The 16880-nt window shown below is 39.8% G+C and carries 15 protein-coding genes; all 15 read right to left on the reverse strand.

Going from position 1 to position 16880, the window contains the following annotated elements; translation table 11 throughout:
* Positions 1-14 precede the first annotated feature (14 nt).
* The 15 genes from A9Q68_RS07555 to pbp2a all read right to left on the reverse strand — a co-directional run bounded on the left by A9Q68_RS07555 (position 15) and on the right by pbp2a (position 16866).
* Positions 15-1301 (reverse strand): quaternary amine ABC transporter ATP-binding protein, encoded by a 1287-nt coding sequence (locus tag A9Q68_RS07555; RefSeq protein ID WP_071794092.1) that lies wholly within the window; start codon positions 1299-1301, stop codon positions 15-17.
* A gap of 294 nt (positions 1302-1595) precedes the next feature.
* Complete coding sequence (locus tag A9Q68_RS07560) at positions 1596-2486, reverse strand: diacylglycerol/lipid kinase family protein (protein WP_071794094.1); 891 nt, start codon at positions 2484-2486, stop codon at positions 1596-1598.
* Between the two features lie 225 nt (positions 2487-2711).
* Positions 2712-3803, reverse strand: coding sequence for an L-ascorbate 6-phosphate lactonase (gene ulaG / locus A9Q68_RS07565; protein WP_071794096.1), 1092 nt, complete (start codon positions 3801-3803; stop codon positions 2712-2714).
* 174 nt (positions 3804-3977) lie between these two features.
* The gene (locus A9Q68_RS07570) at positions 3978-5639 is read right to left on the reverse strand and encodes a BglG family transcription antiterminator (protein ID WP_071794243.1); all 1662 of its coding nucleotides are present in this window, start codon (positions 5637-5639) and stop codon (positions 3978-3980) included.
* 128 nt (positions 5640-5767) lie between these two features.
* Positions 5768-6484, reverse strand: a complete 717-nt coding sequence (locus tag A9Q68_RS07575) for an L-ribulose-5-phosphate 4-epimerase (RefSeq protein ID WP_071794244.1) — start codon at positions 6482-6484, stop codon at positions 5768-5770.
* A complete protein-coding gene (locus A9Q68_RS07580) occupies positions 6484-7347 on the reverse strand; it encodes an L-ribulose-5-phosphate 3-epimerase (RefSeq protein WP_071794098.1) in 864 nt (287 codons plus the stop codon). Before A9Q68_RS07580 ends, A9Q68_RS07575 begins: the two co-directional genes overlap by 1 nt.
* Before the next feature lie 3 nt (positions 7348-7350).
* Entirely contained in the window at positions 7351-8016 is a 666-nt protein-coding gene (locus A9Q68_RS07585) for a 3-keto-L-gulonate-6-phosphate decarboxylase UlaD (protein ID WP_071794100.1), read from the reverse strand.
* A 50-nt stretch (positions 8017-8066) separates the two neighbouring features.
* Positions 8067-8552, reverse strand: a complete 486-nt coding sequence (locus A9Q68_RS07590; RefSeq protein ID WP_071794101.1) for a PTS sugar transporter subunit IIA — start codon at positions 8550-8552, stop codon at positions 8067-8069.
* A gap of 47 nt (positions 8553-8599) precedes the next feature.
* Positions 8600-8878, reverse strand: coding sequence for a PTS sugar transporter subunit IIB (locus A9Q68_RS07595; protein ID WP_071794103.1), 279 nt, complete (start codon positions 8876-8878; stop codon positions 8600-8602).
* 213 nt (positions 8879-9091) lie between these two features.
* Complete coding sequence (locus A9Q68_RS07600; RefSeq protein ID WP_071794105.1) at positions 9092-10531, reverse strand: PTS sugar transporter subunit IIC; 1440 nt, start codon at positions 10529-10531, stop codon at positions 9092-9094.
* Between the two features lie 205 nt (positions 10532-10736).
* Positions 10737-13238 carry a leucine--tRNA ligase gene (leuS, locus tag A9Q68_RS07605; RefSeq protein ID WP_071794107.1) on the reverse strand — a complete coding sequence of 834 codons (2502 nt, stop codon included), beginning with the start codon at positions 13236-13238 and terminating at the stop codon, positions 10737-10739.
* A gap of 244 nt (positions 13239-13482) precedes the next feature.
* On the reverse strand, positions 13483-14022 hold the full coding sequence (gene nusG / locus A9Q68_RS07610) for a transcription termination/antitermination protein NusG (protein WP_071794109.1): 540 nt from the start codon (positions 14020-14022) through the stop codon (positions 13483-13485).
* A 138-nt stretch (positions 14023-14160) separates the two neighbouring features.
* The gene (gene secE, locus A9Q68_RS07615) at positions 14161-14343 is read right to left on the reverse strand and encodes a preprotein translocase subunit SecE (protein ID WP_071794111.1); all 183 of its coding nucleotides are present in this window, start codon (positions 14341-14343) and stop codon (positions 14161-14163) included.
* A gap of 9 nt (positions 14344-14352) precedes the next feature.
* Positions 14353-14505 (reverse strand): 50S ribosomal protein L33, encoded by a 153-nt coding sequence (gene rpmG / locus A9Q68_RS07620; RefSeq protein WP_071794113.1) that lies wholly within the window; start codon positions 14503-14505, stop codon positions 14353-14355.
* Between the two features lie 48 nt (positions 14506-14553).
* Positions 14554-16866 (reverse strand): penicillin-binding protein PBP2A, encoded by a 2313-nt coding sequence (pbp2a, locus tag A9Q68_RS07625; RefSeq protein ID WP_071794115.1) that lies wholly within the window; start codon positions 16864-16866, stop codon positions 14554-14556.
* Positions 16867-16880: the final 14 nt, after the last annotated feature.

The following is a 16880-nucleotide window of genomic DNA, read 5'->3' on the forward strand; positions in this document are numbered from 1 at the left end:
ATTACTATCTCCTTCTACTCATTCTGCTCAGCCATTGCCGCTTGCGGCTCTAAAGAAAGAGCTGCCATTTCTTCAGCTTCTGGCTCTTTAATATCAGTAATGACGGTCTCTTCTTCCTCTTCAGGCAGGTTTGCCAAGGCCTCAATGACACGGCCACGGATAATAACACCTAGTAAACGGTTGTCTTCATCAGTTACCGCAATTGGAGCTGATGAATCGTAAATGAGTGGCATGATGTCTGTAATGGTTGTATCCTTGCTGACTGTTCGTACCTCACGGTCGATAACTTCGTCCAAAGGAACTCCACGTTTCCGTGCATCAATGGCCGCATCAGCGGTCAGTGTTCCAACCAATTGACGACGACGGTTTGTTGCCATCAGCATGGATACTTCTTCCGTGTGCATTCTGTTAAGGGCAACTTGCGGTCCGTCAATTCCAACAGTGGTTGTGAATGGCTTAATCATGATATTTTGAGCCGTTAAGACTTTTGACCGGTCGACATCTTCAACGAATTCACGAACGAAATCATTGGCAGGTTTGGTTAGAATTTCTTCACCAGTGCCAATTTGCATGATTTGCCCATCTTTCATCAAAGCGATACGGTCACCAATCCGAAGGGCTTCGTTTAAGTCGTGACTGATGAAAATAATGGTTTGACCAGTTGATTCTTGAAGGTCAATTAATTCATCCTGCATATCACGACGGATGAGAGGGTCGAGGGCTGAGAAAGCCTCGTCCATCAAGAGGATCTTAGGGCCATTGGCTAGGGCTCTGGCTAGACCAACACGCTGTTGCATCCCACCGGATAATTGGTTAGGGTATTGATCTTTAAAATTTAAGAGACCTGCGTTATCAAGAGCCTTTTCTGCACGCTCTTGACGCTCAGCTTTGGGAATACCCCTTAATTCTAATCCAAACTCAGTATTCTCCAAAATGGTCTTATGGGGAAAAAGAGCAAAGCTCTGGAAGACCATATTAATATCATGGCGACGAACTTCGCGGAGATTATCCGCATTCATCTTAGAAATATCTTTTCCATCAAGTTCAATCGTTCCGGCTGTCGGTTCAATCAAGCGATTAATCATCCGGACCAAAGTTGATTTCCCACTTCCGGAGAGCCCCATGATAACGAAGATCTCGCCTTCCTTAACATCAAAACTGGCATCATAAACACCTACGGTTGACCCTGTTTTTTTGAAAATTTCTGATTTATCTTTTCCTTGTTTAATCATTTCCAAAGCAACTTTTTGTTTCTTTCCAAAGACTTTTGTTAAATGATTGACTTTTAAAATAGTTTTCATCTTACTCCTCGCTTACACTAGCATTTCACCCTGTTTGGTATAAAAAAAGGAACGGAAGTTCCTCAATCAGTTATAAAAATATAAAAAATGCTTTATTTGATAACAGAACACTATAATAATATCACGTGTGGTCACTTGTGTCAACTTTTTAGAACGAAAAAATCTTTCGAAAAAGCTCATTTGACGCCATTTTGATTTTTATGAAAGCGCTACTTAACCATTAATATAAGTGCATTAAGCCATAGTGACCACATTAAAAAAGGATGTGAAATTATCTTTCGCATCCTTGAAAATTTAGTCTTTACATCTATAGACTTGAATATGACTTGGCAAGACTGAAACATGTACTGGAAGGTTATCCCCAGGATCTCCATCAACATTTGTCTGCAAACTTGCATTCTTGACCGTTATGGTAGCCTCTTTGATTTTTCGGTAAGCCAACAAGTCATCATTAGGACTTTCTTTGGAGAATAGCCCAGGCAATGCTTTAAGGGTATCAGTGACAGACTGATCTTTTGTATAGACCAAGTGTAGGAAGCCGTCGTCAACCTTCGCTTCAGGAGTAAAACGATCCATACCCCCTATAGAATTAGTTAAACCTACTAGTACTAGAGAGCCTTTTACGACTTCTCGATCTTCTGATGTAATTATATCAAACTCATAGGTTTGATTACCAAGAATTTCTTTCATCCCAGACAAGACATAGGCCATGGGACCTAAGAGAGTCTTTTCTTTATCGTCAACATTATTAATCGAAGCGGGAATATTACCAATAGCAACAATATTAGTGAAATAGGACTGATTAACCTTACCAATATCCAAAGCCTGAGTTTGATCTAGTTGTAATTGATCAATAGCCTCTTTAGGATCCAAAGGAATCCCTAAAGCTCTCGCCAAATCGTTGACAGTACCAAGTGGGAAAAAACCAAACTTAGGTCGATAGCCTTGTTCTGCAATGCCACTAATTCCCTCATTAACCGTCCCGTCACCACCCATAACAAAGAGACTATCGTAATGATCGTCCGCTGCTTCTCTGGCAAATTTCTTAGCATCACCAATAGCTTCTGTGTAGCGTCTCTCAACATGTTCAAAGGAAGTCGCCAACTTTTCAACAGCTGCCTTCCCAAAGCTTTCAGCTTGCTCTCCGCCAGATGCGGGATTAATCACTAACATAACCTTTTTCATAGAGTTCTCACTTCCTTGACTTATTTTCTTACATTTTAACACAAAGCTCTAAAAGAGGGGGAATTCAACTATAACTATGAAAGAGTTTACAGGTAATTTACCCATACTTTTTGCTTCAATAATCAGGTTCCATAAGACAATTTCCAGCTGTAACAATAAAAGAGAAGGCAAAAGAAACTTTGCCTTCACCTTGAGTATTCCATTTTTAGGAGTTAATGACTGATTTTATAATAAAGCTTTGAATTGAATATTAGAATCTTCCAAGAAATAATCATCAAATCCACGAGGATGGTGGTATTCAATCTTGTCTTTATCAAGCGGATAAGTGTATTTTCCGCCTACTTCCCAAATGAAAGGATGAAATTGGTAATCTAGTCTTTCTTTACGCATCTTCCAAAGTTCAATAATTTCACTTGTTGACGCCATAAAGTTAGACCAAATATCATAGTGGACAGGAATAATAACTTTGGCACGGAGATTTTCTGCCATTCTTAAAAGGTCCACTGAAGTCATTTTATCTTGGATACCAACTGGGTTTTCACCGTAATTATTAAGAGCAACGTCAATTGAGAAGTCACGACCATGTTTGGCAAAATAATTTGAGAAGTGCGAATCTGCACCATGGTAAATGGTACCACCAGGTGTTTCAAAAACATAGTTAACAGCCTTGCGAGCCATTTCGTCATCCGTAACCGCCAAACCAGCTAATTCGCCATCTTGTGCATCAGCACCTTCAACGGGTAAAGTGACTAAGCAAGTGCGGTCGAAGGATTCCACTGCAGTTACTTTCATATCTTTCAATTCGATACTATCACCTGGTTTAACAATGATAATACGTTCCTCAGGAACACCCCATTTTTTCCAAATTTCACCACATTCATAAGGTCCAACCAGTTTGACATGTTCCAATTTAGAATTATTAATAATGGCTGCTGCCGTATTGATGTCAATATGATCACTATGGAAGTGAGAAACAAAATAATAATCTAACTCATTGATAGCAAAAGGATCAATAACCATCGGTTGCACGCGCAAATTAGGTTGTAACTTACGAACACCTGCCATATTAGCCATTTGGTGTCCCCGAACCATATCTTTTACTTTTTTTGTAGACTTCCCACGGCTAGACCAAAGGTCCATAACAATATTTGCACCTGCAGGAGTTTTTATCCAAATACCACAGTTGCCTAACCACCACATGGAAACATTGTTTTCCGGAACGATTTCTTCTTCAATTTCTTCATTGAGCCAAGTTCCCCATTCTGGAAAAGTACTCAATATCCATGACTCACGTGTAATGTCATTAATTTTTGTCATTAACAATTTCCTCCGATAGATTGATTTCTTTATCTTAAGTATAGTACGGTAGAGGACAGTAAAAAAGACCAAGTGTCACACATGCTTGTGTTCAAAAGTGGACACATTGGCTATCAAAGACACTAAAAATCCCCAACAGTTATTCTCGCCATGAGAACCGTTGAGGTCTAACTTCTAATGTTTAAGATCATCTAACAATTCTTTATGGAGTAAAGCTTCAATCTCCATCTTAAGATTATACTTATCCCTTTCCTCATCTACATATTGACCGATACACTTAGTTAACTGGCTGGAGAAATAAGATTCCCTGCCCACATTTTGCCGCTTGGACAAGCGGATCAATGACAGGATATGATCATCCCTCAATATAGGATCAACCGTAATGGTCGTAAAAACAGCATCTAACTCCTGGTTGGTCGTAATGATGACATCCACATCCAACAAATCCTTAACACTTTCAAACTGTTCTGTCGTGAAGACAGCTAAAATTTGGTGGCTCTTCAAGTATTGACTACACTGTTGTAGGACGATTTTTTGAATCGCAATGCCGTCATCAGAAACAATTATAAAACGTGTTTCTTGCCTCTTAACCTGACTGTTCCTGAGTTCCCCACCAAGATGAATGGTTAAATAAGCAAGATCGTCCGGGGATAATTGAAGCCCCCATGCTTCTTCTAAGATTGAGGCACAGCATTGCGTTTTTTGGTATAAGTTTTGATACTTATCCTGAATATGCTCAGTCAAAGGATTTATAGAAGAGATCCCGTAGGCCTTACGGTAAATTAAAGCCTTACAGTGCTGGGTTAACTGCTTAATCAATTCATCTTTATGAGTGAATTCTAGATTAAAGCGATCTTCTAGCGCCGTAATAAAATGCCTTAGAGTCGTTCTCATGTCATCATAATCAGGACTCTCAACATGACTATCCTTATCTTTACGAAAAGATAGCATCAACATGGCTACTAAACCAACTTCAATCTCATCTAAATGCAGTTTAAAACGCCTATAAAGCTTATCCGCAAGGTCTTTAGCAATATAGTATTCCTTACGCTTCCAAATTAAGTTAAAGTCCTTTTTTAAGGTCTCAATGACCTGCTGGTCACAAGGCATATTACGATAACTTAAAAGAATAAATGGAAGGATTTGAATCATAAATTGACTATCTTGACTATTGATGCGTTTCCCCAGTTGCATCTGTGAAACCGGTAGGTAATCATTAAGAAATTGCAAGAAATCCTTTGAAAAATAAGTCGTTTCAGCTAGATTTTCAGCTAATTTATGATTAAAAAATTCAATAAAGGTTTGATTGCCTCCACGGTAAATGTCAGATAACATTTTATAGAGGAATTGAATATAACTTAAAGGGTAACATTCAAAATAATAACCTCTGGATTTGGTTGAGTGAAGTTGGATAGAATACTCAAAAGTGACCAAACTTTCTCTTAATTCGTTTAAGTCATTAAGAATGGTATTGCGGGAAACATCATTGATTTGCATTAACTTTTCAATGGTTACCCTCTCAGTTGAAATCGCGATAAAAATGGCTGATAAAATCATCCGCTCATCGCTTTTCATGACATAATTATAGTCAGTAACATCCTTTAATAAAAATTGACAGGCCTTCTTTTGGTCCTTATCTAATAAAATTCCAATTCGAGGTAGCGAAACAATTTGATTAACTGATTCTGGCAAGGCCTCATTAATCTTTTCGAGATGGTAATATACCTTCCGCCGAGATTGATTCAACTCCTTCGAAATTGCCATCACCGTTTGGGGCTTTTCCAAGCTGATCAAGTAAGACAGCAAATCATAACTTTTTTTATCTAGTAATAACATGATCATCCCCCAGTCATTCTTTATGCAAGCGCTTAAAAGCAAATCAAAACACCATTATAGCAAAAAAGGTTTGAAGAGACTAGGTCTCCCCAAACAATTTCTAAATCCACCTTTTAAAATTAGGGCTTTCAATGTACTTGCCCCTTTTGACCATAATAGGCGTTAGGGCCATGTTTACGACTATAATGTTTTTCCATAATATAATTTGGTGCAGATTCAACTTTAGGATTGATTTCCTCGGTAAAACGGTCCATTTTAGCCACTTCTTCCAGAACCACAGAATGGTAAACAGCTTGTTCTGGTGTTTTACCCCAAGAAAAAGGTCCATGATTGCGAACCACAATACCGGGAACAGACATAGGATCTAGTTTGCGTCTAGCAAATTCTTCAATAATAACTGCACCTGTCTCTTTTTCATAGGCTTGTTCTACTTCTTCAGCTGTTAATGACCGAGCACAAGGAATAGGACCATAGAAATAGTCGGCATGTGTGGTTCCATAAAAAGGAATATCACGGCCTGCTTGTGCCCAGCCCACGGCTTCTGTTGAATGTGTATGAACAATACCGCCCACTTCTGGCCAAGCCTTATATAATTGGACATGAGTAGGTAGATCAGATGAGGGGTTTAAGTCGCCCTCAAGGACATTTCCATCCAAATCGGTAACCACCATATTTTCTGGTGTCAACTGATCATAGTCAACACCTGAAGGCTTGATGACAATCATCCCTAAGTCACGACAAACTTCTGAGACATTGCCCCAAGTAAATTTAACCAAGCCATGTTGTGGCAAGGATTGATTGGCCAAACAAACGCGTTGGCGCATTTCTTGTAAATTTTTTGCCATCACCATAACCCCGCTTCTTCAATTAGTGGATAGAGGAAGCCTTGCGCTTCTTGAATAGCCGCTTTGGTTTCCTCTACTGTTTGACAATTTTCAGACCACATCTCAATTAAGAAAGGCCCTTGATAATTGCTTCTTTTAAGAACTGAAAAGACTTGATTCCAGTCAACACAACCTTTGCCAAAAGGCACATCTCTAAATTGCCCCTTAGAACTTTCCGTTACTGCACAAGTATCTTTTAAATGTAAGGCCGCTATTGAGCGATGGCCATTATAGAATTCACTCCACAAATCATTATGCCAAGCAGAGACATTGCCAGTATCTGGATAGACAAAAAGGTATGGGGAGTCAATTTCTTTCTCAACAGCAAGGTACTTTTCAATGGAATTGATAAAAGGGTCATCCATTATCTCAATGGCTAACATGACCTGAGCTTGTTCTGCCCAGTCGCAAGCTTGACGGAGATTTTTAATAAAACGAGCTCTAGTTGCAGCTGATTTTTCTTCGTAATAAACATCATAGCCTGCTAATTGAATAACCCGAACACCTAAATCGACTGCCAATTGAATACATTTTTGCATCAATTCTAAGGATTTAGCTTCAATTTCCGCATCAGCTGAACCGAGTGGATAACGACGATGTCCTGAGAAACAAATACTAGGAATACGAACGTTTGTTTCATAAATAGCTCTCACAAGATCTAGCCGTTGCTCTTTGGTCCATTCCAAGCGTTCTAAGCGCGCATCACTTTCATCAATAGACATTTCAAGAAAATCAAACCCTAGATCCTTGGCAAAGCGTAAACGTTGCTCCCAAGTCATGTCTTTAGGCGTCGCCTTTTCATAGATTCCAATAGGTCGCTTCATGGCTTACCCCCAAATACGTTTAATTTCGTCTTTAAAGGCACGCGCTGCAAGGGCTGGATTTTCAGCTTCAGTAATCCCTCGGCCTGCAATAAAGGTAAAGACATCAAGACCTTTGAAAAGTTTCAAAGTATCCACATCAAGACCGCCTGTAACAGAGACACGGAAGCCCATCTCAATTAATTTGGCTACTTTGGTCAAATCTTTTTGACCCCAAGTTTCGCCAGCTAAAAGAGCATCTCGAGACTGATGATAAATAGCTTGAGAAATGCCAGCATCTAGCCATAGTTGTGCTTGTTCGAAAGTCCAATCACCATAAAGTTCAATTTGGATTTCTCCGCGATTACCACGCACTTCTTTGATAGCTTTTAAAGCTGCTTCCATAGTTGGAATAGTTGCACAACAGATACATGTCATCCAGTCCGCACCACAAAGAGCATTGTTTTTAGCAACAGTTCCCCCAGCATCGGCACACTTAGTATCGGCAACAATGATTTTGTCAGGGAATAAACTGCGAAGAACTTCTACTAATTCACTACCGACTTGAAGCAAACAAACAGTACCTGCTTCAATGACGTCAACATCGTTTCCAACGGAAACAGCAGCTTTAATCGCACCTTGCAAATCAGAATGATCCAAGGCAACCTGTAAATTTGGGATATGTTTTGACACTTTTCTTCCTCTTTCTATCTATTCGTTTTTTACTTCATCAATCACTTATTTTATGACTCTAAATCAAAACCTTCCAAATAAGGACTGTCTTTTGACTCTTCCACCATAGCCAAAACTTCTGCTTCTGATTGACAAGCTAAGAGTCGTTTTATGGAATCCTTCATGTCAAAGAGGGCAATAATTTGCGGAATCGCAACTGTGGCATGAATAGCTGAGCTTGTTGCTGCTAAAGCCACTAGAACTTGCACTTCTTTACCATCTGAAAAGGTTACTGGAGATTGTAGTGTAACCAGTGAGAAGGCATCACGGACTACGCCAGCTTCAGGCCGAGCATGGGGCATAGCCATTCCTGGCATCAAGATATAGTAAGGCCCATGTTCCTCAGTAGAGTCAATAATAGCCTGATAGTATTCCTCTGTTACAGCTCCACTTTCAATGAGGGGAGCCACAGACAATTTCACAGCCTCTTGCCAACTTTCTGCTGACAGGCCTAGACGAATTGAATTATTGTCGATAAAAGCTTTTTTTAAGTTCATGTCAAATCCTTTCTTCAGCGTCAGTCAAAAAGTTGCCTATCAAGATCTTACAAAACTTGACTGAGCTTAGCTTTAATTTCTTGATCATCCATAAGGTTATCTAAACCAACCAAATGACCCTTAGTTCTACCATCCAATTCGTGGATCAGATGATTAGAAGCAACGACAATATCGTAACCTGCTGCCAAACTCTTAGCTTCCCCAACTGAGCAAGAAGCCGATTGAATATCCGACACACCGAGTTGGCGCAAAGCATTTTCAACCTTCATTTTAATAACCATAGATGAACCCATGCCATTTCCGCATGCTGTTAAAATTTTAACCATGAGATATTTCCTTTACTTTCTATTTTTGCTCATCGCTGAGCAGTCACATCATTTCTAACACAAAGCACATGTCAGCCCAGAAACGAACTCCATTTGCAGCTGCGCTGACCGATCGAGTGCTTGGAGCTACAAAGCTTTGTAGCCATAATCAATCCCTAAGGGGCGAAGCCATTGTCCCAAAAGGGACTATAGCTCACTAGTTTATTTAAAAGTTTATTTAGGCTGCGCTTCTCCGCGATAATAAGCTTCTTTATCCTTAGCTTTGGCAAATTGCAATTGTGGAATAGCTAGGAAGAAGAGACATACGGCAGCGTAACCAATTACACCAAGATACTTGAAGATGTAGCCAAAGGCTAACCATGGGAATTCAAAGTCGATATTTCCATGGTAACCACCAGCAAGGTCAAGGAGACCAACCGCAACGGCACCTAGAGCGACTTGAATAACACCTGAGATGAATGAAAGGGCTACAGCTGCTTTCCAACCACCACGTTTATCAGCGAAGACCGCGATAGCAGCATTATCGAAGAAGACAGGAACAAAACCAGTGATAATCAAAATTGGATTTTTAAAGATTACTAATAATGTAATAGTCAACAATTGACCAATCAATCCAAAGGCAAATCCTGAAAGGACAGCATTGGAAGAACCAAAACCATAGGATGCCGCAACGTCAACCGCAGGGAATGAACCTGGTAACAGTTTGTTTGAAATCCCTTGGAAGGCATTGGTTAATTCAGAGACGAACATCCGAACCCCTTGCATTAAGATGAAGAGATAAACTGAGAAGGTAAGGGATGTTTGAAGAATATACATGAAAAAAGCTTGTTTAGCAGGAACATAAGCTCCTGGTCCAATCAATTCAACATTAGACATGATTTCTGGGCCAAGGACAGCTAAGATACCACCAAAGAAGACCAACATTAAGGTCGCTGAAGCTACAACTGTATCATGGAAGATACTTAAGAAAGTTGGAAGTTTTAAGTTGTCTAGATTTTCTTCTTTTTTACCAAAGAAAGGTGCAACTTTGTCCACAAACCAAATGGCAAATTGTTGTTGGTGTCCGATAGCGAAGCCACCACCGCCGGTTAGTCGTTGTGTTGCTTCTACCGTCATGTTTGAACTAACAGCCCAATAAAGTCCACAAATGATACCTACAGCCCAAGCACCTAAGGCATTTTGGAACTGAGGAATCAATAGCAGAACAAAGACTGAAATAGTTGCTGCTTGTTGAACCATGATGTGTCCAGTAATGAACAGAGTCCGAATCTTAGTCACTTTACGAAGAGCAACTAAAAGAATGTTGACCCCAAAACCAATCAGCAAGGCTGTAGTAGCAACTGAGATAAAGCCCATGCCTTCTAATTTTGCATTTGCAGCAGCAAGACCAAAGTAAGGGTCAATAACAGCCGCTTTTAATTCAAACTTCTTAGCCAAGGCTACCAGAATTGGTCGGAAAGTATTAACCAAACCACCAGCACCGACGTTTAAAATCAAATAACCAACAGTGGCTTTAATAAAACCGGCAAAAACCTCATGAAAAGGTTTATTGAGCAGTAAATACCCAACCAGTACTAATAAACCAACGAAGAAAGCTGGATTTTGCAAGATATTTTGCGAGAACCAGTTTAGGGGAGCTAGGAAGAATTCCATGACGACTACCTCTTTCCAAAATTAATAAGAATTTTTATAACCCTATTATAGGAATTGAAAGCGTTTTAAAAAAGACCAAGTATCACACAGACTTGTGTTCAAAAATGGACTAGAAAAAAGAGAGAGCAAAAAAATGCACTCCAAAGGAGTGCATTACATCATTACTATTTTTAACTTATCTCGTTAAAGATGAAAGCTAAATCTTTTATTTAACAACAATATTCACTAATTTATTGGGAACAGCAATCACTTTAATCACTTTTTTACCAGCAATTTCAGCTTGTACTTTGTCGTTAGCTAGAGCTGCAGCTTCTAACTGATCTTTTGGTAGATCTTTCGCAACCATGAGTTTGGCTTTAACTTTACCTTTGATTTGGACAACAATTTCCACTTCGTTTTCAACCAGTTTACTGTCATCCCAAACTGGCCATGCCACATGTGCTAGTGATTCTTCACTGCCTGTTACTTGTGACCAAAGTTCTTCACCTAAGTGTGGTGCGAATGGAGCAATTAATTGGATAAAGCCTTTGGCATAGTCAACAAATAGACTTTCCTCTTTATTGGCTGCATTAATGAAAATCATCAATTGAGCGATGGCTGTATTGAATTTCATGGATTCAATTTGTTCAGTAACAGCTTTAACTGTTTCGTGGTAAACCTTGTCCAAGGCTCCGCTATTCTCAGCCACCAAAGCCTTAGTGGTAATGAGACGGTAAACGCGGTCTAGGAACTTACGGCTACCTTCAAGGCCTTCTTCAGACCAAGCGATGGAAGCATCCAAAGGTCCCATGAACATTTCGTAAACACGAAGGGTATCAGCACCATACTGCTCAACCACATCATCCGGATTGATAACGTTTTTTAGGGATTTAGACATCTTAGCTGGAGCTTGTTCTAATGCTTCGCCAGTTTCCATATGGAAATATGAGCCATCACGTTTTTCAACCTTATCGGTCGCCACAAGGGCACCACGGTGATCACGGTAACTAGTTCCCAAAATCATTCCTTGGTTAAAGAGTTTTTGGAATGGCTCTTTAGTTGGCACAACACCCAAATCATAGAGCACTTTATGCCAGAAACGAGCATAAAGTAAATGAAGTACAGCGTGTTCCGCACCACCCACGTAAATATCAACCGGCAACCATTGTTTCAACAATTCTGGATCTGCCAAAGCTTGGTCGTTTTTAGGGTCGATGTAGCGTAAATAGTACCAGCTAGAACCAGCCCATTGTGGCATGGTATTGGTCTCGCGACGACCTTTAACGCCGTCCTCGCGCGTCACTTCTAACCAATCAGTAAGATTAGCCAAAGGCGACTCACCAGTCCCTGAAGGTCGAATATCTTTAGTTACAGGAAGAATTAATGGCAGCTGATCTTCTGGCACAGCCGTTGAGGTACCGTCTTCCCAATGAATAATTGGAATTGGTTCACCCCAATAACGTTGACGTGAGAAGAGCCAGTCGCGGAGGCGGTAAGTGACTTTTTCATTACCCACTTGATTTTCTTCCAACCAAGCAACCATTTTGGCAATAGCTTCTTCCTTATTAAGTCCGTTTAGGAAATCAGAATTCATGTGCAAACCATCTTCAGTATAAGCTGCTTCTTGGACATTGCCGCCTTCTAGAACAGGAATGATATCTAGATTGAATTGCTTCGCAAATTCCCAGTCACGTTCATCATGGGCTGGTACAGCCATGATAGCACCCGTACCATAGCTAGCAAGCACGTAGTCAGCAATCCAAATTGGCATTTCTCGTCCGTTGACAGGGTTAATGGCGTAACTACCAGTCCAAACACCTGTTTTTTCTTTAGCCAAATCGGTACGGGCTAAATCTGATTTCAGACTTGCTTGACGTTTGTATTCTGCCACGGCTTCAGCTTGTTGAGCTGAAGTGATGGCATCAACAAGCGCATGCTCTGGTGCCAAGACGGCATAAGTAGCCCCAAACAAGGTATCAGGACGAGTAGTAAAGACAGTAAAATTTTCCTCTGAATCTTTAACCGTAAATGTCACGTTAGCACCGACTGATTTGCCGATCCAGTTTCTTTGCATGTCCTTGATGGACTCAGGCCAATCCACTTCTTCAAGGTCTTCAAGAAGGCGTTCAGCATAGGCTGTGATTTTAAGCATCCATTGACGCATTGGTTTACGGACAACTGGATAGCCGCCACGTTCAGAAGTGCCATCAGGTAAAACTTCTTCATTGGCAATGGCTGTTCCAAGTTCTTCAACCCAGTTGACAGGAACTTCAGCTTCATAAGCCAAGCCTTTTTCATAGAGTTTTGTGAAAATCCATTGTGTCCACTTGTAATAGTTTGGATCAGTCGTGTTCACTTCACGATCCCAGTCATAAGAAAAACCAAGTGCATTAATCTGACGCTTGAAGTTGGCAATGTTTTCAGCTGTAAATTCAGCTGGGTCATTACCAGTATCCATAGCATATTGTTCAGCTGGTAACCCAAAGGCATCCCAACCCATTGGATGAAGGACATTGTAGCCTTGAGAACGTTTGAAACGGCTCAAGATATCAGTTGCTGTATAACCTTCTGGGTGACCAACGTGGAGACCAGCTCCTGAAGGATATGGAAACATATCTAAAGCATAAAATTTAGGTTTTGATGTGTCCATACCTGTTTTGAAAGTATGGTTTTTAGCCCAGTAGGCTTGCCATTTGGGCTCTATTTCTTTGTGATTATAAAAAGTCATATGGAATCTCCCATGTCAAAAAGTCTAGTTCTTTCTATTATAGCACGAATTAAGTGGTTAATAAATGGTCAAAATAGTGATTTCAATCTGTTTGACTAATTATGATTAATCATATTTTGGATGCAAACAAAAAAGCTAAGTCCTTTATTACAAAGAACTCAGCCAAAAATAACACCTATTCTCTCATAATTGAATTTAAGCCCACTTATAGCTAGAGGAAACAATTAATTATTCCTTATAAATACTAAAGTTCAGCAATTTGGAAAAGTTCAACTTCCGCAATAGTCTCTGAACCAAACATATTCAACATCAATTTAACCTTGTTGTTTTCAATTTCTACAACACGGCCTTCTTGTCCCATAAAGGCACCATCGATAATTTGGACAACATCACCTTCTTTGATATTTGTGTCAAAGACATCAATAGTTTGACCCATTGAAAGAAGGATTGCACGAATTTCCTCTTCAAGTAATGGGGTTGGTTTTGAACGGTTTCCGTGAGATCCAACGAAACCAGTTACGTTTGGCGTATTACGGACAACAAACCAGGCTTCATCAGTCATTACCATTTCTACTAGGACATAACCCGGGAAGCGATTTTCTTCAATCTCTTTTGTTTGACCGTTTTTCTCAACGTTTACGGTTTGGGTTGGGATTTCAACGCGTAAAATGTTATCTAACATATTGTATGTTTGAGCACGTTGCAATAGATTTTCTTTGACTTTGTTTTCATAACCAGAATAGGTTTGAAGAACAAACCAACCTTTATCGAATGAATCTAACATATATTTTCCTTTCATCAGAAAAAAGCCTTAGGCGGCTTTTGGAATGATTTCGTTACTCTCATTATAGTCCAAGTCACCAGTCCTGTCAATGATTTGATTAGTTGACGCCAAAAGGCCGGAGTTTCTCCAGCCTTTCTTTTAATTATTGAAATAATTGATGATGTTTAAAACACCTTTTGATAATAATTGGTCAAAAATGAAAATGATGATAGTGAAAAATGCAGTGTATTCAAGTACTGCGATAAAATCTTTCCAACGTTGTTTTCGATTTGGCCAAGTTGTATCTTTTAGTAATCTAAAAATACCACTGATAAATCCCATCAGACTCTCCTAACGTGTTTCTTTGTGTAAAGTATATTTTTTACAATGCTTACAAAATTTATTAACTTCTAGTCGTGTCGGTTTAGGCGTGCTACTAACTCCAATAGAGTAGTTGCGGCTTCCACAATCGACACAGGCTAGGCTTGCTTTTTTCTGTGCCATAACGCCCTCCGTAGAGATATTCTAACACGAAATAGCTAAATGCGCAAGCTATTGAATATAGTCAACAATCCCATCCCATAGGCTTTTTGCCTTCTCTTTAAGGCCATAATTATTAACTGCATCAGAGATTGACTTGGAAGCTTCTTCTGCTGATTTCTTAAGCCCATCTATAATATCTTGTGAATTTTGAGCTACTTCCGAATTACTTTCATTCACACCGTAAACTGCAGAAATCCCATTAGCTGCATAGGCATTATCGACTTTAAATTGACTACCCTTTGTATAAGGAAGAATATACGATGCTTGCGTACTGAAAATGGTTGACGCTGTCCCCGCACTTGAGTCATTCAAGTAATGATTTTCATCTGTTTTATTGAAACCAATCCATTGACTAATAACAACATCTGGTGTGTAGCCAATAACCCATTGATCTCCAGATAAATCTGGGTTGAAATCCGTTTCGGTTGTGCCTGTCTTACCAGCTAAAGTATAACCGTAAACATTGGCGTTAACTGCCGAACCATTTGAAAAGGTACCTAGCATCATGCTAGTCATCTTATCAGCAACTGTCTGACTAATCACGCGCTTAGACTGATCAGAATGTACCTTAAGGACTTTACCACTGGCTGATTCAATCTTGGTAATGAAATGAGCCGTATGCATAATACCTTTGTTAGCAAAAGCAGAATAGGCTTGAGCCATTTCCAAAGGATTGGTCGTCACACTACCGCCGAGTGCGATTCCTAATTCTTTATTTGAGGAATCCATGTCTAAACCAAATTTGTTACCATAGGCCACAGCCTTGTCAATTCCCAATTCTTTTACGGTAGCAACAGCTGGAATATTGTAGGAATTAGCTAGAGCCTGGTACATCGGCACAGCTTCAGACTCGTAATTGCCATAGTTATGAGGTTTATAACCACCAAAATCACGCATGGTATTGGGCAATTTTTTATCAATTGACCAACCGGTAGCAACAGCTGGAGTGTAGACAATCAATGGCTTAATGGAGGAAGCAGGACTTCGTTTAGCTTGTGTGGCATAGTTAAAACTCCGGAATTCTTGTTTACCATCAGCATTAACCCGACCAACCAGGCCACGGACACCACCTGTTTTAGGATCCAAAGCTACACTAGCACCTTGAGCGCTGGTACCATCATAATCTGACACTGGAAAAAGACTAGCCGTGTTGAAAGTCGTCTGCATACCCGTTTGATAGTTTTGATCTAACTCCGTATAAATTTTATAACCGTTATTGACCAAATCTTTTTCCGAAATACCATAAGTCGTGATGGCCTCGTCGATCACTGCATCAAAGTAAGAGGGATACTTGTAGTCATCTGATTTGCCCACATAGGTATCAGCAAGACGGTTCCCAATCCCAATGGATTTTGCTTGATCTGCTTCTTTTTGGGAAATTTTCCCCGCATCAACCATGGCATACAAGACTGTATTACGACGATTGGTGGCATTTTTAACTGAATAGATAGGGTTATAAATTTCTGGTCCTTTAAGCATACCTGCTAATGTCGCCGCCTCATCAAGCGTTAAATTAGCTGCGCTTGTCCCGAAGTACTTTTGACTGGCATCTTCAACGCCCCAAACCCCATTCCCAAAGTAAGAATTATTGAGGTACATCGCCAAAATTTCTTTTTTGCTATATTTTTTGGTTAGCTCCAAAGCAAGGAAAAATTCACGCGCTTTCCGCTTAATGGTTTGATCTTGTGATAAATAAGCGTTTTTAGCTAACTGTTGGGTAATGGTCGAGCCACCCCCAAAATGCCCCGCTGTAACAACAGCTAAAAGGAAGCGATTAAAATTAATCCCTTTATTTTCATAAAAAGTTCTATCCTCTGTTGCAATAACAGCATTTTCTAAGTTATCTGAGATAGCATCTAGCTCAACATAGGTCCCCTTTTGTCCAGAAAGACTTCCCGCATATTCAGCTTTATTATCATAAATGATAGTTGTCGCTTTTAAGGCATTTTGTAAATCGGAAACCTTAGCGGTTTTGGACAAATAGAAGAGGTAAGAACCTGTTAGTAAAACAAAAGTCCCAATAACAATCAAAAGAATCTTACCAATATGATAACGACGCCAAAAACGCCTAATAGGATGTTGCGGTGAAGGCAAAATTGCTTCCAATTTCCGCTTCCAATTAGGCACTGGTTTACTGGTATCATCGACACCATGACGACGTTGATAAGCTGAGCTATGTGATTGTTCAGATGGGCTTAAACCTTCTTCTAAGTTAGCCGCACTATCCGCCTCTTCTTGATCCTTATCCAATTCTTTTTGTTTCTGTTTTTCCTCATACTTACCAGGGAAAAACTTCTTTTCAAGTAATTCTAAAAATGTCATAGAGTTATTATACC

The sequence above is a fragment of the Streptococcus bovimastitidis genome, assembly GCF_001885095.1.
GTDB lineage: Bacteria > Bacillota > Bacilli > Lactobacillales > Streptococcaceae > Streptococcus > Streptococcus bovimastitidis.